An 18,295-nucleotide genomic window follows, 5' to 3' on the forward strand; every position below is an offset into this window, starting at 1 on the left:
CAACGGAGACGCCTGTTATGTCCGACATGATGACCACGCAGGCCGGCGACGCCGGAGCCTTTCGCAACTTCGATCTCAGCCGGGTTCCCACGCCGTGCTTTGTGGTCGACGAAATAGCCGTCGACCGGAACCTGAGCATCCTCGCCGAGATCAGCAACCGCTCAGGCGCGCATATCCTGAGCGCGCTCAAAGCCTTCTCAATGTTCTCGCTCGCCCCATTGGTCCGCCAATACCTCGGCGGCACCTGCGCGAGCGGTATCTATGAGGCACGTTTGGGTCGTGAAGAATATGGCGGCGAAGTCGCGACCTTCTGCGCCGGGTATAAAGACGCAGATATAGATGAAATTCTCACTTTGTCCGACCACATCATCTTTAACTCTCCGGCTCAGAAGGATCGCTTCCTCTTCAAAGCCCAGGCAGCAGGCGTACAGGTTGGCCTGCGTATCAACCCCGAGCACTCCGAGGGTGAGATCCCCAAATACGACCCCTGCGCACCTTGCTCACGTCTCGGCACGCCTGCCAGCCAACTGACCGCAGGCGCCCTGACTGGCGTCGATGGGTTGCACATGCACACACTCTGCGAGCAGGGGTTCGAGCCGCTGCAACGAACTTGGGACGCTGTGGAACCCAAACTCGCCCCCTTCATAGACCAGCTCAAGTGGCTGAACTTCGGCGGCGGCCATCATATCACCCGCGATGACTATGACCGCGACAGGCTGGTGGCCTTCATTAAAGCCGTCCGCGCAAAACACAACGTCGACGTCTATCTTGAACCCGGGGAGGCGGTGGCGTTGGACGCGGGCATTCTGGTCGGAGAAATCCTAGACCTACCAACAAATGGCATGAACCTCGCAATCACCGATATTTCGGCCACCTGCCACATGCCCGACGTGATCGAAGCCCCGTATCGCCCCGCCCTGATGGACGAGGCCGCGTCAGGCCATACCTACCGCCTGGGTGGCCCCTCTTGCCTCGCGGGTGACGTGATTGGCGATTACACTTGGGATCAGCCTCTGGAGATCGGCCAGCGCTTTGCTTTCCTCGATCAGGCGCACTACTCGATGGTCAAGACCAACACCTTCAACGGTGTTCCCCTGCCCACCATCGCCTTATGGAACAGCGAAACAGACGAACTGAAAATCATCAAAAAGTTCGGCTATGACGACTTTAAGGACCGCCTTTCATGAGCATTTTTCTTGATAGTGAACTGACCACATCCGAGCGCACCGAGGACGCCCGCTTCCGCGTAATCCCGGTGCCTCTGGAGCGCACGGTCTCTTACGGATCCGGCACCGCAAATGGGCCTGAGGCGATCATTGAGGCCAGCAACGAGTTGGAGCGCATCACCGGCCACGCAGAACCTTGCGTAGAAGGCATATTTACCGAAAAACCCATCGATTGCGATGCCGCCCTGCCTGAAATCATGGAACGCCTCGCCCAACGCACCGAAGCTGCCATCCGTGCGGGCAAAGTGCCCGTGACCTTGGGCGGAGAACATTCTCTCAGTTTTGGAGCAGTGATGGGTGTCGCTCGTGCGCTAAACCAGCCCATCGGCATCGTCCAGATCGACGCCCATGCCGATCTGCGCAACGCCTATCAGGGAGAGAAACACTCTCACGCCTCAGTCATGCACCTTTTGGCCGAAGAAGGCATCCAGCTGGCGCAATTCGGCGTTCGTGCCTTCTCAACCGAAGAAGCGCAGAGCCGTCTGAAGAACCGCATTTTCCATGTGGACGCCGAAGAATTGGTGACTGGTAATATCCATTCGGTCGACCTGCCCGAGGATTTTCCCGAACTGATTTATGTCAGCTTTGACGTGGACGGGCTGGATCCATCACAAATGCCTGCGACCGGCACGCCCGTACCTGGGGGGCTGGGATACTATCAGGCGCTGCACCTGGTCGAACACGCCCTGAAGGGCCGGAAATGTGTGGGCTTCGATGTGGTCGAGTTGGCCCCAGACGGCAATGCCGCCTGGGACTTTACCGCCGCTCAGATCGTCTATCGACTGATGGCCGCTTGTTAACCTTCTGACGTCTCGTTCAACTCCATATGCCCCTCGCCCTTGCTTAAGACGCGGCGTAGCATGGGTTCGAAGAACTCCAGCGGCTTTGTTGGATAATCAGGGTCAAACGCTTTCTGATCGTATTCGTGGCAGAAATATCGGCAGTCCTCCCAATACGGGCTGTCGCGATACTTGTCGCGCGCATTCCGGTCACCGCCGAGATGGTGATTATAATAATATCCCTGAAACACACAGTGGTGCTTGAGGATCCAATGGGTTCTCTCGCTTACATATGGCTTCATCATCGCAGCTGATAATTCACCGTGATTATAAGGCGACAGGATATCGCCAGTGTCATGGATCAAAGCTGCTACAACCAGCTCTTCATCGGCACCATCCTCATAAGCGCGTGTCGCGGCTTGCAGGCTGTGTTGGTAACGATTCACTGGATAAGGCGTCCAGTCTTCGTCTAGCGATCGGATGGCATCCAAAATACGATCTGGCAGAGCCGCGTTATAGGCCTCTTCATACTCCATGACCGCATCCCAATCGGCCTTCGTTGCCTCTTCAAAACTGGTCCAGGTGGGTTTGTGGGTTTTGTCCAGCATGGCGCGCTCCTGTGGCTGCTTTCGCGCCTAGATTAGACAGACCGATCAACAACGCAAAAGAATTCGACGCGACAAACGCCAAGTATCATGCAGAGGTAATGGCGCCGTTGCCGGATGATTTACGAAACAAGGGGCGTCCGGCAATAGTCAGGAACAAGCCTGACAATGCGACGCCCAGTATCGCCGGAAGGTAAAGCAAAATCCACAAACGTGGATCTCCAATCACAACAGGTGAAACAAACCCCCTAACGCCTTCCAACAATACGAGAATCGTGAAGGCTCCGAGTATCTGGGGCCACAAGCCAAAACGCGAAAAACTGCCGAGCATGAGCGCCGAATAGCCGACCAAGGCAACCGCAATACAAATAGCGATCCATGAGAATCGCTGATGCAGTTCATCAACCAGATGCCCGACGCTGTGGTCATCTTTCACGGCAACAGCTTCCCGATCCCAGATCAGCTCGATCGTAGGTATCGCCTCAAGGCTCCGGTGGCCCATTTCCGAGTTCAGTGTCAGCTCTGAAATGTCGTAGGATGCATCTTCGAACAACGTTGATGACAACGTGTTGCCAGCCTCATCAAATCGCAGCGCAACCCCGTCTAGCATAACCAGATGAATGCCTGAGGTCTGGTTGACCAGATAAGCTGTGGTGCTGGAATAGCTGACGGGATTTATCGCTTCTCGCCGGTCCGAAACAAAGACCTCGCGCAGCGTACCGTCCAGATCGATACTGCCAATATAGACGGTTACACTGTCTGCCGGGTGCAGGAATTCACCTTCATTCAGCAGCTGAGCAGTAACATCACCAGCGACTTCATCCTGTCTTTTTTCCAGCTGATCAACCGATGCAGGCCGAAGAAACACACTGATGACCGCCATTATCAACCCAGCGCTCAGCCCGAACATCAAAACCGCGCGCGCCAGACGCCAAGGGCTCGATCCGGTCGCCAGCATCACCGTCATCTCACTTTCCCGGCTCAAGCGGTTGGTCGCGTAAACAGCGGCAGCAAACACCGCCATTGGCATAACTGTCCGTATCAGAGTCGGTAGGGTTAGCGCGGTGAATTCCAGAAACACCATTGCAGACTGGCCGCCGCTAATCACGCGGTCAAACAGGCTGACCGAACGTGTGATCCAGAAGACACCGACAAGGACCAGTGTGAAAAAGCCAAACAGCACCAGCAATTGCCGCAGGAAATACCCATCAAAACGCGACATACGACCCCTTGTTACTTGGCGATTGGCGTTGCGGCAAAGCTTATGCCATTCAGATGGCAGAGGGAACCGTGATTAAGCCCGATCAGTTGCCGGGATCAGTATGCGATGGTGCCAAAGCCAGTCCAGAATGCGAGACGCTCGTTCGGCATCGAGTGTATCTGACCAACATGCAACGATCTTGCTCGCGTTTTGTGGCCAATGTAAGCGCTGCAACAGAAGGCCAAGCGAAGCACCCTCGAGATTTGCGACAGGGCGCTGCAGATTTGGGTGCTTCAAAACAAGTCCCGGCTCAATATGCGCGGCGACCTGAACCCCAGACGTAATCAGCCGTGTTTTTGAAGACAGGGTCAGGGCTAAATCGTTGCGCAATATCTCTGGGCTATGAACGGTTCGAGGCGATTTGAGCCAGTCCAACGGATGCGCCCGCTCGGCCCAGAACGGCGAAGGACTGACTGCATGCTGCCTCGCATAGAAATCCGCCGACAGTGCGGCGTGGGTCTGTACACGCTCAAACTGGCGGTCTGCGTAGAAGGTCAAAGCCAGTTCGCTGTGTTCGGGCGTATCCAGCAGCGTGTTTATCACTGCTGCGGCCTGCACTGCCTGACCCATGGCCAATTGCACCCCTTGCGATGACAAAGCGTCGACCGAGAAACTGGCTTCCCCGACCCGCAGAAGATCTCGCGCCGGAGGTGTTACATCGGTTCGGCTGGTTGCGTCCACCCTCCGGACTGGCCCGATCCGGCGCTGTTCCAGACATGGGGATAACAAGGTCGATTGCGCCAGCAGGTTCAGGTAAAGATCGCGCCGGTCCGCAGGTGAAAGCCCTGTGCAGCTCTCGGGTTCAACAAATACCATTGCATTGACCACCCCACCCGGCAACAGCGCACCCCAGTACCAGTGCGACTTGCCTGCTTCGACCCGCGCTTGTGGGCCGAAGCCTGGGGGAACCTGCCAATTAGCATAGAGCGCCAATAGAGGCTGAGAGGCCGGGCGAAACCTGCGGCCCAGCCCGGCTTGTCGGCCTGCGGCATCCAGAAGGATCCGCGCCTGAACCTGCAATGCTTCCGTATCGGTGCGGACTGGTATTTCCCAGACTGATCTATCGCGCATCGGGCGGTATGCCCGTGCGGGCTGGATGATCTCAACTCCTGCCGCCCGCGCGGCCCGCAGCAGTACCGCATCAAACTGGCCTCGATCCACTATTAGACCGGGGTAATCGCCGTCAGCACCGCGACGCTCAAACGTTCCGGCCCAATGCAGGATCGATCCGCTTGCGCGCAGAAACCCGGCTTGCGCCACGGTTTCTTCGACGCCCAGAAGGTTCAGGATCGGCCAGATTGATGGTGGCAGAGATTCTCCGACATGCTGGCGCGGAAAGGATTGTCTTTCGATCAGGCAGACGCGGCGACCCAGTTGAGCTAACCTCAGCGCCGCCGCGCTGCCTGCTGGGCCGCCACCGACTACGCAGATTTCAGTCTCAATGATCATCCGATCAGGCAGAGGCGGCCTGCGTAGGCACACCAAAATAATCGGGCCTCACTTCGGACAAGCGGACATAGGCCTGAAGGCAATAGTGCAGCCAGCCGCGAATGTAGTCGCAGGCGGGGCGTCCGCGGTGGATGACCTCGTGATGACACCCACCGCCACATAGATACCGCGCCCAGCACGTATTGCAGGGTGACTGGATGTGCACGTGACGGTCCGCCAACCAGTTTTCGCGTCGCAAGTCGGGGCCATCATAGACATCGCCCATGGCTCCGGCTTCGTCCTCGACAAAGCGATGGCAGGCAAACAGGCCGCCATCGGCGGAGACGCCGAAATATCCGCCCCCTGCCCCGCAGGCATAGGGCCGATGGGTGCCGCGATGGATTTCCTGCATCGCCGCCGCCATGTTTGAAAACGGATACCGCCGTCCCTGAACCACCGCCGCCTCGAACACCTCACCGCAGCGGATCATCTGAGTCAGCATTTCGTTTAGATCGTTCCTGTTTAGCTCATGCTGACCGTTGGGCGAAGCCAACATCGGCGAGAAGCCGATCGAGTGGAAACCCATGCCAACGAACTGCTCCAGCGTCTCTGGAAGGTTCATATTCTGCGGCGTGACCGTCACCCGAGCCCCGACCTGCATCCGGTGCTGTGCGGCCAGAAGGGGTTCGACCCGTTTCAGGATCGTGTCGAAACTGCCCCGCCCAGCACGATTTGGGCGCAGTTTGTCGTGAACCTTGCCCACGCCATCCAGACTAATGGTGACTGCAAATCCATGTGCCTCAAAAAACACCGCGTCTTCGGGGCGGAGCAAGGTCCCATTGGTGGTGATCGAGAATCCAACGCTCAATCCGTTTGCCTGCGCCTGTTCCACAGCATATTCCGTAGTGCGCTGCACCAGATCGCGGTTGATTAGAGGTTCTCCACCCAGATAGGCGAGGTTGATCCGCACACCGGGTTCGGCTTCGGCCACCAGCCGATCAACCGAGGCCTTGGCGACTTCCCACTCCATATTCCGCGCAGGGCCGCCAAATTCGCCACCCGCCGCATAGCAATAGGTGCAAGCCAGATTGCATTTCTGCGCCACGGCCAGTGACAGCGAGCGCACGGGCAGGTCCTGAGGCGGTGTATCGTCGATGAACGGCCTGCCATCCAACCCCATGGACCTGAGGAAAGCGCTCTGGCCCGCGGTGTTCATCGCCGCAAACCGGCCCGCCGTGCCCTCGGGGACGTCGAACACGCGCGAGCCATCGATGGCGAGCATGTGATCTCCATGCCCTGTTTCGAAGAAATGCACCTGTGCGGCGGGTGCGATCACGCCTTGCCCTCCGTCCAGAAGGGAATGCCGATGCCTTTGGCGGCCAGCGCTTCGCCCTCGACCCGGAACAGTTTCATGTCATCGCGCACCTGCTGGATAAAGGTCTGCGACTCTTCGAATTTGCCATCCGCTTCAAGCGTATAGGCATTGGCCAACCCATCCTTGACCTTAGCGTAGAGTTCCAACGCTGTTTTGGCCTGCTCTTCGGTCCCGACCTCAATCGGGCGCAAGTAAGCAGGAGTACCTTCGCCGGTATCGTACTTGGCCAGAACATCCTTCATCTGGCTAAAGCGCAGGAAATGCTCGTCCCCGTCGGTGTCGATCCGCACCGCCAGCGCATAGAGACGGCGCTCGGGGAATAAGTCCTCCTGCTCCAGCGTTGCAACACATTGCGCATAGGCGCGGTCGATAAAGCCACCGGGGCGCTCGATCTCGATGAAATCCGCAAGCGCCTCGGCCGTCAGTGGCCTCAGCGCGCGGGGCTGCGTCTTACCCTTGCCTGCTGGCAGGGTTTCAGACGGGGTCAGGATGGGTTCATACCCTTCTGGCTCAAGCTCCCAAAGCAGTTGGTTCGCCCAGCGCATATGGGTCATCTCGCCAATCGCGACCTCCAGCACGGAACGCCGGGCAAAGATCAGGTCGTCCTTCAGCGTCGGCCATTTCTGGGTGTCCGCCGTTTCGGGATCCGCCAGCGAGAAATAGGCATAGAGATACTGCAGGCTCAACGTCATCTCCATCGCGGCCAGGCGCGTCTTGAGGTCCTCGATCATCGCCTCCGGCGTGTCATAGGGTTCCACGCCCGGCATTTCGGGGTCGACCTCATAGACCTCGCCGGTTTCGCGGCCTTCGACCACGATCGGCAGCTCGCTCCACATCTGGTTCACCTGATAGTGGTCGATCTGATAGGGGCGGTTCTGCTCGACCGTATTCAGCGCTGCCACATTGCCGGATGGCGACTTGTCCGAACGCAGCCAATCCAGATAGGTCTCGGCTTCGATCGGGTTCTTCGACTGGCCCGAAGGCAGCTGGTCGTCATGGGCTACCTCGGCCATCACCACATCGGGATGGTTTGAGGGCCAGTAGTGGCAGCCGCAATCGCGGAAGTCATGGGACCACGGGTTGCACAGACTCTGCGTCAATTCTCCGGGATCATAGGCTTCGTTGAAGACACCCGCCTCGGTCCGGTACTGGCGGCGGAATCCGTGCAGGACCACCTGCTCAGTATCCACGCTGCCTTCGTGATTGCGCCGCTCCAGAGCAATACTGACCGGTTTGTCATCGCCATGTTCCAGACTGCGGATAAACCGCCAGATCATCAGCCCGTCATAGGGCGTGCCGTCTTCCTCATTGAAAGTGATGCGCTTGCCGCTTTGTTCGACCCATGACAGGAACCAGCGCCCTTGGCTGAGCTTTGCGCCCACGTCGCCGCTGTAGGCCTCCAGCAAGGTCTGCACCCATTCTTCGGGGCTGTTGTCAGGCAGCATCGGGTCGTAGAAATAATCGACAAAGACCAGATGGAAGCCCTGTGAATTCTTCGGCGCCTCGGGCACGGGGTTCAGCGGCACGCGCGCGGCGTTGAAAACCAGACCGGGGAAAAAGCGCCGATCAAGGTTGCGTACATCCATTTCCAGACCGGGAAAGCAATTGCCCACCGATCCATCCAGTCGCGTGTTGTCAGGGTTGCCCGGTACCTTATAGGCCGCGCGGGCGGTCAGGTTGCGGGGTTTGACGCGGATGTGGCCGGGTTGATCAGACATTCTGAGCCTCCGATTCCTGTGCAACCAGATAGTCGATGAACGAGATCACCAGATGGTATTGCCTGCGAGACAGGGATAGCGGGTAATAGTTGGAATCACGCATATAAGGCGGCATCCGCGCGTCATGCATCGAGTCGCGGATGATCCGGGGATCGCGGAACTCCGGGTTCGGGGCCTGATCGGGGTTCGGGTCGGTCTCAAGTTCGGTCAGGATGCCGTAAGGCGGGCGCAGCAGCGTTTTCACAAAATCCGGGCGGCGACGTAGGAAATCCAGCAAGTTGGCCTCGTCGATCAGTTGCTCATGCACAAACTTCGTCGCCACCGTATAGGGCAGCCGGTCATTGGGCACGGAGTTCGAGAAGACCGAGATCGGCTGCGGCCGGATCAGTTCGTCAATCTTGTCAGGCGGCCTTGCATCCTCTTCCGTCATGGATTTTGCATCGGTTGATGGCAGGCCCGGCGTTGGGGAAATCCCGGTCTTGGCCTGCAGCTTGGCATTATCTTTCAAGCCCTGCGCCCGGATATCATCCAGGTTGATCAGGCTGTTAGTCTCGAAGGCGCGGCGGAAGATATCAACCACCTCATCCTTAGCCTGCGTGTAGTTTTGTTCGGTCACTGAAATCAACGACAGATCACGGTCTGCCAGATCATCTTCAAGGCTGTAAAACGGCCTAGTATCCGGCGCAAAATCGGGTGGGCCGGTCATGATCGTCGCGCGCGCCGTCAAGCGCTCGCCACGCACGGCGAGCGTTGCTTCGATCACGCCATCACTGGTGTCGTCTGCCACGCCCCAGGACTGGTCATTGCCGACGCGCGCACCGTCGTAACTGTCATGCGGCTCTGGGTCATCTGAGGTGCCGGACATCATGACCCATTTCGACCAAGGAGTGTCGGGGTTCAGGATGCGGTTCTGTTCGGGCACTATTTCATGGATACGGCCATATTCCGATTTCGGCGGGTCGTTCTGGTATCCCGGAACCGCCAGCGTCGCCGGGCCGTAGGCTGCATCGGGCGGGCCATAAACCTCGCCCTTGGGAGGCATGAACCGCAGACGCAGGATGCTGCGGTCGATGAATTCTCCCTCGACCGGTTCATCATGACCCTGCACCGGATGGATCGCGCGGATTGAGCCCAGCGGGATCGGGTTGTGCTCATAGACCATCGGCTGCTGTTCCGAGGTGTAGGGGCTAAAAGCCAGCAGGGGTTTCGGGGCGAAATCCTGCCCCGCAATCTCGACCCGAGCGCGAAATCCGCAGGCCGCGTCACCAGTCCGACGCTCTGCCTTGGTGTTTCCGACGGTGACCGAATAACGCACGTTTTGCAGCGACAGGCCTTGATCGTCGAGCAGATCCAGCGTCAACGGTGTCTCATATTCCTCGCCCGTCTCGGCGTCATGCATCCGCGCCCACAGCTCAAAGAACGGAGCAACCGGACGCAGTGCGCCGCCTTCGTCGCGAAAGCGGATCGTGTCGGGGTCGGGAAGATAGGCCGAAACGCTGCCATCTTCGAGTTCGCGCAGGGCTATGTTCGAGCGGATGACCGTCTTGTTGTTGCCATGGGCATCCATGTCCTGCTGCCACTCATAGCTTTCCAGCGGTGTTTCACCCGGCCCCAGGCGAGCAACCGCCATGGGTGGCAGAAAGAAAATCTCTCGGATCGTGTCCATGCTGGGCCCTCCCCCGTTTGGCCTTGGCTACCCCCGCTTTCAGGGGTTCGAATAGGTCTCAAAAGTGATGGTCATATCATCAAAGATCGACTCGGACGTATCGCGGATAATGTCCGGCGGCGCATCATCCGGCACCGGTGAAATGCTCTGCTGATAGTGGAAGAAATTGCCCGGATCGAATTTCCGCTTCACGAACAGCAGCGAGTTGAAATATTCGCCCCAATACTGCCAGCGATAGTTCTTTTGAGTCCGACGGGGGTAGTTCTGATAGACCCGGTCGATGAAATAACCTTCTTCGGTCATCAGTTCCATGAACCCATCAAGCCAGGGCACGACGATCTCTTTTTCTTCTTCCGACACCCAGAACACATCAACGTAGAAGTTCAGCGACACATCACGGTGGATGAAGGCGTTACCCTCTTTGCCCAGTGGCATCCGGTTGATCGCGCCGCCATAGGGTTCGATCGCAACCGCGCCATAGGCGTTGGGCGTGCTGTCGAGGTAGTCCACGACGCGCTGCCATTCGCCCGCGTTGAGCTGGCGTTTGATATACCCGGCCTGCTTATCTTCGCGCGCCTGATCGGGCACGACAGGGATGTCGTACTTGTCGTCGTAAAGCCACGAGTTGATTTCCTGATAGGTGCCATAATTCCGGTCATCAGGCCCCATCTCGCCGCCGATTTCTTCGCTGAGCAAGGGCTGGATAAATGCGTTGCCCTCTTCGGCCGTCCCATCATAAAGCGCCGACACCAGCAGCACTTTCTTATCGCCCTGAAAAGCAAGGAAAATATAAGCTCCGAACCGATCATCATCGCAGGTGCTCATATAATTGGCCTGAAGGAACTCCAACGCCTTTGCGGCTTTGTCCAGCGGCCATGTGATATGGCAGCCCCAGACCATAAACAGCGGGTGCAGCTGGTAACGGATCTCCAACAACACCCCAAAATTGTTGCCCGTCCCGCCCCGGATGGCCCAGAACAGGTCGGAGTTCGTGTTTTTGTCCGCGATCACTATGCTGCCATCCCACAGCATCACGGATACGCCCAGGACATTGTCGCAAGCCATCCCGTAGCGGCGAGAGGTAAAGCCATAACCGCCACCCATCATGAAGCCTGCGACGCAGACATCCTGACAAGCCCCGCCCGGCACATGCAGGTGATAGGAATTCAACTCAGAGTTCAGCATCTTGAACGGCGTACCCGGACCGACATAAGCCATCGGCACCTCAGGATCGACGGTGACATACCGCATTTTGCTGGTGTCCAGCACCATCTGGTTGTTGACCGAATACCCCGCCGTGCTGTGGCGACCAGACCGTGCCACAACCCACAAGTCGTGCTCACGTGCGAAAGCAAGACTGGCGCGCACATCCTGAATGGTCTCGCAATAGACGATGATCTCAGGGTAATCCTGAAAGGCCGGATTCCAAACCTGCCGGTCATTGTTGTAGTCGGGGTCGGTGGGCAGAGTGACCGTTCCGATCAGTTTCTTTTCAAACGCGCGTATCTGCTCGGGCGTGATCGAGTGATATTGCTGCAGCGCCAGATCAGTGCGGCTTTGCGCCACAATATCCTTGGCCAGAAGCGTTTTGCTGATCTTCTTCATCGGGTCTCCTCACACCAAATGAATTGGTAGCGTGGAAACGCATATCCCCACGCCACAACTATGAATTTTCGGTATCATCCCATATCTGCCGCTGTCCAAGCTGGCAGCAATGGCCCCTGTCGGTCAAGTGGTCGTTTCCAATAACGCTCGCGCCTCTTCCAGATCCGCCAGGTAAGCGTTCGATTCGAAATGGGACAAAGCGGTGTTAAGTGCATCGCCCGCAGGCTTTCCATGGTCCAGCCGCCAACGTGTCAGCGCAACCGCTGCACGCAGTTCGTACAAGTGTGCCCCTTGCCGTCGCGCCGTTTCGATCGACCGCAACAGCAAAGGCTCTGGGTCGCCCCCGGTGCCGGCAACAAAACTGGCTTCGATTCGCAGCTGTTCAGCTTCGGCCCATTTCTCTTCGGTTTCAGCCAGCATTTGCGCCGCGTGCGACAATGTCTGCTTAGCCGCTTTATGATCACCAGCGTTTATAAGAAGCTCGGCAATCAGAGAGGGGAAGAAACATTTGTAGTTCCCGGCCCCGACTGCCCACCAGTCCTCTGATGCTTGGCGCAGATCATCGATATGCGCAATATCCGAGGATTCGGTCGCGTTGGCCCAGCTTTCCCACAATCGCGCGATGGTGGCCATGAATGGCAGCGAATGCTCTTCAGCAACTTTGGACAACGCTTCGACATCCTGCTGCAACGCGGGTATGTCGCGTGCCAGCAGATGAACCTTGCACATATAGACCAAAATCTGCGCTACACTGTGGGCGTGCTTTAATTCCTTCGCCCAGCCCAAAGCCGTGCGTTGAATCTGCAAGGCTTCTTGGTGCCGCCCCATGAGGCAATAACACGTACCCAGGAACGCCGAAGTAATGGCGGCGTGATCAGTCCCATAGACATAGGCCAACTGACTGTGTTGATCAAAATCATATAGCGACCAGGCCTGTTCGAGATGGGTTTTTGCCTTAGGCAGATTACCCAAATGCAACTGCACAGCACCCATCGCGCGATGGCCCACCATTCGGTGTTCAGTCCTGCCGCTTTCCGCTGCCAGATCAAGAATTTGCGCCGATACATCTTGCGCCAACCGATATTCGGCCCGCACCAGATGGAAGGCATACAGCCCGTTAAGAACCGGAAACAGCCTGTCGGTCTCATCCGCTCGATGGCAGAGGTCTCGCAACCGCCCATACGCTTCGCCTGTGGCATCCCCTGAGATACCGCTGGTTGACCGCAGCACTCCGGCGCGCAGGATTTGAATATCAATCTCTTGCAGATCTCGATCTTTGCTTTTGGGAAGATCTGCTAGTTGATCCAGAGCTTTTGATAGATGCGTCAACGCCTCAGTTTGGGCCGAACGTTCAATCGCCCGCCGCCCGGCGCTTTGCCAATGCATCACCGCCTCATCCGCACGGTGCGCTAACGTGTAGTGCTGCGCCAGTAGCTCGGGTTGAGTCTGGGCAAGCTGCGGCTGGTTTTCAAGCAGCGCACCTGCCGCCCGGTCGTGCAGCACCTGCCGTTCCGTGCGCAGCAAGCTGTCATAAGCCATATCGCGTATTAATGCGTGGCGGAAGATGAACTCATCTTCTGCCTCATCCGGAGCCTGCAAAATGATACCGGCAGAGGAAAGCTGTTCCAGCCCAGCCTCCAAGACCGTTGGTGACAAAATTGAGACCGAGGCCAGCAACGCGATTGAAAACTGTCGACCAAAGACAGCACCAGTTTGTGCAACCTCTTTGGCGGTTCCCAGCCGGTCCAAACGCTCCATCAGAGAATCCTTGAGCGTATTCGGCACAGAAAGCGCTGGCAGTGGACCGCGCAAGGCATAACCCTGGTCGGTCAGTCTTAGTTGTCCGGATTCCAGCAGGCCGCGCGTTACTTCCTGAACGAAAAGCGGAATGCCATCGGTTTTGGCCGCGATCAGATCGCAGACTTCGGCTGGAATAGAATTCCCTCCTGCCACTTCCGCCACGATCTCGGCAATGTCCCGGTTTTCCAGACGCTTCAGCGGCAAGTGCAACGTATTGTTATGGTGCCCCCAGCCTGGATCAAATCCGGGGCGAGCGGTAATAACAATCAAAACCGGCAAATCCCGAATGCGCTCGATCACTCGGTCGGTCAGCGACAATGTGGTCGGATCGACCCAATGGGCATCCTCAAACAACAGTAAGACAGGTTTCTCACGAGCCAACGCTGCTAGTTGCTCGGTCACTGCATCGAGTGTCTGTTCAAGTTTCGCCTGTGGCGGCAGATCAAGCGGACCTAGTGAAGCGTCCGCTTCGACACTCAACAAATCGGCGATCAGGCGCATATGCTCGCGCGGATGATGTCGCAGGAGGTACGAGAGTTTCCCGAGCTTATCGTCGTCGCTGTCGGTTGGCGTGAACCCCGCCGCGCGCTCCAAGTGCTGAATGATCGGATAAAGCGCCGAGTTGGCGTGAAATGGTGAGCACTGAAAGTTGAGCCGAAGTGCACCCTGATCCTCAAGCTCTTGGCTTAACCCTTCGATCAAACGTGATTTGCCAATACCGGCCTCACCAGAAACCAACACAGACTGACCGGCACCCTGACAGGCCTCTCGCCACTTTTCGATCAGTTTGCGAAACTCGACCTGTCGCCCGACAAGCCTCCCAGCCCCGGCATCCTGCATAATGTCAAATCTACGCTCGATCCGAGCCTGTCCTGTAACTGTCCAGGCCTGGACCTGCTCCGAAAATCCTTTCAGTGCGAATGAGCCCCGATCCTCTAACTCAAATGCATTACCAATCAATCGCCGGGTCGAAGGGCTGATGATCAGGGTATTTGGCTCGGCCAACGCCTGTAATCGAGCGGCTAGATTGGGCGTGCGCCCCATAACCACGTCATGTTCTTTCAGCCCTTCGCCGTGTATCTCGCCCACAACGACAAGACCCGTCGACACCCCGATCCGTGCGCTCAGTTCTTCCTGACCTTCGATGCGGGCCAGCCCGCCCAGAATATCCAGTCCGGCATGAACTGCCCGTGACGCTGCATCTTCAAGCGCGTGAGGGTAGCCGAAATAGATCATCGCCCCATCGCCCATGAAGCTTGCAACATGGCCACCAAACCGAGCTACTGAGGTTGAGCAGATTTCTTTGAACCGTCGCAGCAGCTCACCCAGATCTTCCGGGTCCAGACGTTCTGACAGGGCAGTCGATCCAACGAGGTCAACAAACATGACAGTCAGTTGCCGTCGCTCGGCCACAATCTTCCCATGGCCATGAATAGGTGCCGGATTCGCCTCGCGCGCCTGACCCAAAGCTGCCGTCAGTCGGCGCCTCGGACCCAACGGTAGCCCCATATCTATCAGGTCGTGTTCAGAGAGATGTACAAGATCAGCCAGAGAGACCTCGTTGGCAGCAAACACAGGGGCGTACTTGGTCAGCCCGAGCCCTTCAAGAAATACGTCGATCTCTGCCATTATCCCCATTTGCCCCAGATTGGCTCCGGGCTCCCCTACCCGGTCAGGCTTACTGCCATCGGCACAAAAGTCGAGCGACCTTAGCACGTTAGGCGGACAACCCTGATGACCTCTCCGCAAGCCTAGTTCAAGCTTTTTCTTTCTCGCCCTAAAGGTCAAGAGAATTGAGTCTGACGTGCGCGCCAAATGCACGCGTCTGTCGCAGCGACATCATCGATTTGAGAGAGTGGCAGGGGCAGCAGGGTTCGAACCCGCGACCTACGGTTTTGGAGACCGTCGCTCTACCAACTGAGCTATACCCCTAGGCTGGGCCATCAGATATGCCAGAGGCGCAGCGGACTCAAGAGGCTTTTTAAGTTTTTACCTCCGACAAAAAAGTTGCACCCCGCGCGCAGTTCTTTAAGACAAGGTTCGGCCAGCAAAAGGAGCGCAGCCTTGAGCATCCGCAAGAAAATTGCCGACAGCGAAGCCGTTCTGAACTGGGTCGCGCGGCGAATTGCCAGCTATATTAGGATGGTCAATCGCAACACAAACTGGCGGCGCATAGGATACGAAGAACTAGATCAACTGGCCGAACAGGGCGAACCCGTCATCGTGGTTCTCTGGCACCAGCGTCTGGCTCAGTCGCCTTACTTCTTTCCCTTGGACAAGGGCCGCATCTGCTCGATCACCTCTGCTGCCCGCGCAGGCAGTATGGTGGGCCGTGTGCAGAAATTGTTTGGTATGGACACGATCGCGATGTCCAGCCGCAAACGCCACGTCGCCTTGTCCCGCGAGGTGCTCGGAAAAATTAAACAGGGCATCTCAATCGGAATCGCCGCCGATGGCCCCCGAGGCCCTGAACGGGTGTCTTCAACCGTACCGCTGGTGTGGGCGCGCACGTCAGGCAAACGTGTCTTTGGGATCACCTATTCCGCCAGGCACGGGCGCGAAGCAGGAACCTGGGATCATCTTCTGATGCCCCGCCCCTGGCGCAACGAAGGCGTGTTCCTGTGTCGCGAGTGGACCGACCCGGTTCCGCGAAAGGCAACCGAAGAACAAATAGAAACACTGCGGTTAAGTCTCGAGCAGCATATGAACGACATCACTGCCGAGGCCGACCGCATGATGGGGCGGAAGCCTTGGACTAAAGGTGCTTGATAGCTCTCCAACGCAAAAATGCCCGACCGGATCCGCCCGCACCCGATTATTCCTAATACATGCGAATCATGATTTGTATCTGGCACTGACCCGTTGTGCGCTTTCTGATACGTCAGCAAGCTTGATGTCGAACCGTTTTCGCTCACGACAAAAATCACTGACATTGCAATCAACTTCGTGGTCATTTCCGCCTAGAACCGCGTCTCGCATATCCTCCAGATCCTTGCTGTGAAGGATTTGAGTTCCATAGTTGATGAATTCAAAACTAAACATGATTTCCCCCTGATCTCAGCGGTTCGCCGCTTCCGCGTTCCACGTCACTCGCTGCATTTCACAGGTGGGTTTTTAGTCTTTGATTGGGGTGAACGTCTGATTAAGAAAAGCCCCATTCGTGTTTCTTTTAATCTCGGCATTGTGGGCCTAAAATTATTTGATGAAGAATCTCCTCATCATCCCCGATGTATTCGAGGAGTTTGGTGTATCTTCAATGATCCAGAGTCCTTCTTCAGAACATATGTTCACGCCAAACTCGATCACCCCTAATTCATTTTCGCTGAAACCCACTCAATAGAATTCTGTTTGCCAAGCAAGGCATCTTGTGACCAAGAACAACCATACCAAATCTAAGACAACGAGAATGCCCATGATTGAACGCATTGATACCGGCGAACGGTCCTCGAGAATCGTGAAGCACAACGGCGTGGCCTATCTGACTGGACAAGTTGCCGAGGGTGAGACGATTCAGGAGCAGGTTCAGATTTGCCTCAACAAAATAGATGCCCTACTCGTACAGGCGGGATCGTCACGAGAAAAAATGCTGCGCGTCACGATATGGCTGGCTGATATGAAGGATTTCGCTGGTTTGAACGAGGTTTGGAACGCTTGGGTTCCAACAGGCCACGCCCCTGCACGCGCTTGTGGTGAAGCCAAACTGGCACGCCCAGAACTGAAGGTAGAATTCATAGTGGACGCTGCCTGCGACTAAGTTCGCTGCAATCAAAAGGGGCCGCCCTTGTTCTTGGGTGGCCTTCTAAGTTTCGACGATGTGCCGGACTTGAGCCCGACCTACACCCTTGACCCGATGATTTCCAAAACAGCGTCGATGCCGAGAATGCGGTCACCTTTTTTCTTTAGTCAGGAATTTGGTCGCGGCTTTGGAATTGGTGTGGAGAGATTTACATGCGAGAGAGCTTTCGCATCAGAGACAACGCCTTTGGCCGAATAATACCGAATGAGATCGCCGTAGCTTTCGAATTCTGAACCGCTGGATTGAAAGACGAGATCCGCCAGATGCATCCTCCCCCGCACACGCAAGCGTCTGGGACGATGGTAGTGCAGCAGCCGAGTTCCCTCATCAGGTAGATCCGGGGTGTCGTTCCAGATACGACTAACTGAATTCAACGCGTCCTGACCATAACGGGCAATTGCTACTGGCAATGAAATCTGATCGAGCCAGGGTCTGCGTCCCCTCAATCCTGTCATCTTATCAATCTGTTGTGCAGTATCCAACCACAAGTCACCGAATGAACCAGTTGGAAAGAGTACCATCCCGGCATTGAAGAATGGATGTGAAAACTGTCCTAGTAGCAACTGAACCTTTGCTTCAGGTTTGGGCAGTCCAAATAACGCATAGACCTGACGCCAAACACGCGGGCGGTTTGTCCAGGCATTTCGCGTTTCCGGGCAGACCGATACTTTCTGCGGATAGGCTATCTCGGCAAACGATGTATTTTGCGTCAGAAACGTGTCGGTATCGAGAAACAGAGAGAAGTCAGCGTCTCTTTCCAGGGCAGCCCCTGCTATCTTGTTTCCCGCAGGATAGCCATCGCTAAACGGATTTTCGAGCACTCTGAGTTCAACATCTCTTGACGCCAACATTGTTCTCGTTTCCGGCTGCAACTCATCAATTCGATCAGACCGGCAATGTGCGTGCAGCGAATGATAGTCTTCGCAGAAAAGCTTGAGGGAATTGACTAATAAATGAGCCTGGACCTCAAGAGGTCCAGGCTCGACATTAAAGAAAACCGCAATTTTTTTTGTGGTTTTCTCGGGCATTAACAGCC

At 56.6% G+C, this 18,295-nt stretch carries 13 protein-coding genes, 1 tRNA gene and 1 pseudogene; 4 read left to right on the forward strand and 11 right to left on the reverse strand.

Features of this window, described 5'->3' with window-relative positions; translation table 11 throughout:
* The first annotated feature begins 17 nt into the window (after window positions 1–17).
* Both nspC and speB read left to right on the forward strand, forming a co-directional pair.
* Window positions 18–1,187, forward strand: coding sequence for a carboxynorspermidine decarboxylase (gene nspC / locus G7G_RS0120515; RefSeq protein ID WP_010443348.1), 1,170 nt, complete (start codon window positions 18–20; stop codon window positions 1,185–1,187).
* A complete protein-coding gene (gene speB / locus G7G_RS0120520; RefSeq protein WP_010443349.1) occupies window positions 1,184–2,026 on the forward strand; it encodes an agmatinase in 843 nt (280 codons plus the stop codon). The genes nspC and speB overlap by 4 nt, the downstream gene beginning before the upstream one ends.
* On the opposite strand, the gene G7G_RS0120525 is transcribed toward speB, so the two are convergent.
* The 9 genes from G7G_RS0120525 to G7G_RS0120565 form a co-directional block, all read right to left on the reverse strand.
* Window positions 2,023–2,613, reverse strand: coding sequence for an HD domain-containing protein (locus tag G7G_RS0120525; RefSeq protein WP_010443350.1), 591 nt, complete (start codon window positions 2,611–2,613; stop codon window positions 2,023–2,025). The two genes, speB and G7G_RS0120525, sit on opposite strands and share 4 nt — an antisense overlap.
* Before the next feature lie 85 nt (window positions 2,614–2,698).
* A complete protein-coding gene (gene lptF / locus G7G_RS0120530; RefSeq protein ID WP_010443351.1) occupies window positions 2,699–3,832 on the reverse strand; it encodes an LPS export ABC transporter permease LptF in 1,134 nt (377 codons plus the stop codon).
* Between the two features lie 72 nt (window positions 3,833–3,904).
* A complete protein-coding gene (qhpG, locus tag G7G_RS0120535; RefSeq protein ID WP_010443352.1) occupies window positions 3,905–5,320 on the reverse strand; it encodes a flavin-dependent monooxygenase QhpG in 1,416 nt (471 codons plus the stop codon).
* A 4-nt stretch (window positions 5,321–5,324) separates the two neighbouring features.
* Entirely contained in the window at window positions 5,325–6,635 is a 1,311-nt protein-coding gene (locus G7G_RS0120540) for a radical SAM/SPASM domain-containing protein (protein ID WP_010443353.1), read from the reverse strand.
* Window positions 6,632–8,392: a ferritin-like domain-containing protein gene (locus G7G_RS0120545; RefSeq protein ID WP_010443354.1), complete on the reverse strand. Its 1,761-nt coding sequence runs from the start codon at window positions 8,390–8,392 to the stop codon at window positions 6,632–6,634. Before G7G_RS0120545 ends, G7G_RS0120540 begins: the two co-directional genes overlap by 4 nt.
* Complete coding sequence (locus tag G7G_RS0120550; protein WP_010443355.1) at window positions 8,385–10,058, reverse strand: hypothetical protein; 1,674 nt, start codon at window positions 10,056–10,058, stop codon at window positions 8,385–8,387. The genes G7G_RS0120545 and G7G_RS0120550 overlap by 8 nt, the downstream gene beginning before the upstream one ends.
* A gap of 39 nt (window positions 10,059–10,097) precedes the next feature.
* Window positions 10,098–11,663: an FAD-binding oxidoreductase gene (locus tag G7G_RS0120555; RefSeq protein ID WP_010443356.1), complete on the reverse strand. Its 1,566-nt coding sequence runs from the start codon at window positions 11,661–11,663 to the stop codon at window positions 10,098–10,100.
* Window positions 11,664–11,786: 123 nt separating this feature from the next.
* Entirely contained in the window at window positions 11,787–15,092 is a 3,306-nt protein-coding gene (locus G7G_RS0120560) for an adenylate/guanylate cyclase domain-containing protein (protein WP_238528846.1), read from the reverse strand.
* Window positions 15,093–15,319: 227 nt separating this feature from the next.
* Window positions 15,320–15,395: transfer RNA gene (locus tag G7G_RS0120565), tRNA-Trp, on the reverse strand.
* 132 nt (window positions 15,396–15,527) lie between these two features.
* Here G7G_RS0120565 and G7G_RS0120570 point away from each other — a divergent pair.
* Window positions 15,528–16,232 (forward strand): lysophospholipid acyltransferase family protein, encoded by a 705-nt coding sequence (locus G7G_RS0120570; protein WP_010443358.1) that lies wholly within the window; start codon window positions 15,528–15,530, stop codon window positions 16,230–16,232.
* Between the two features lie 66 nt (window positions 16,233–16,298).
* Here the strand turns inward: G7G_RS0120570 and G7G_RS0120575 are convergent, their stop codons facing one another.
* Window positions 16,299–16,505, reverse strand: coding sequence for a hypothetical protein (locus tag G7G_RS0120575; protein ID WP_010443359.1), 207 nt, complete (start codon window positions 16,503–16,505; stop codon window positions 16,299–16,301).
* A gap of 370 nt (window positions 16,506–16,875) precedes the next feature.
* Between G7G_RS0120575 and G7G_RS0120580 the strand changes: the two genes are divergently transcribed.
* A complete protein-coding gene (locus G7G_RS0120580) occupies window positions 16,876–17,217 on the forward strand; it encodes a RidA family protein (protein ID WP_010443360.1) in 342 nt (113 codons plus the stop codon).
* A 149-nt stretch (window positions 17,218–17,366) separates the two neighbouring features.
* Here G7G_RS0120580 and G7G_RS24455 read toward each other — a convergent pair.
* Window positions 17,367–18,295: pseudogene (locus tag G7G_RS24455) on the reverse strand (hypothetical protein); the annotation flags it as partial.

Source organism: Ruegeria conchae, assembly GCF_000192475.1.
In the GTDB taxonomy this organism is placed as follows: domain Bacteria; phylum Pseudomonadota; class Alphaproteobacteria; order Rhodobacterales; family Rhodobacteraceae; genus Ruegeria; species Ruegeria conchae.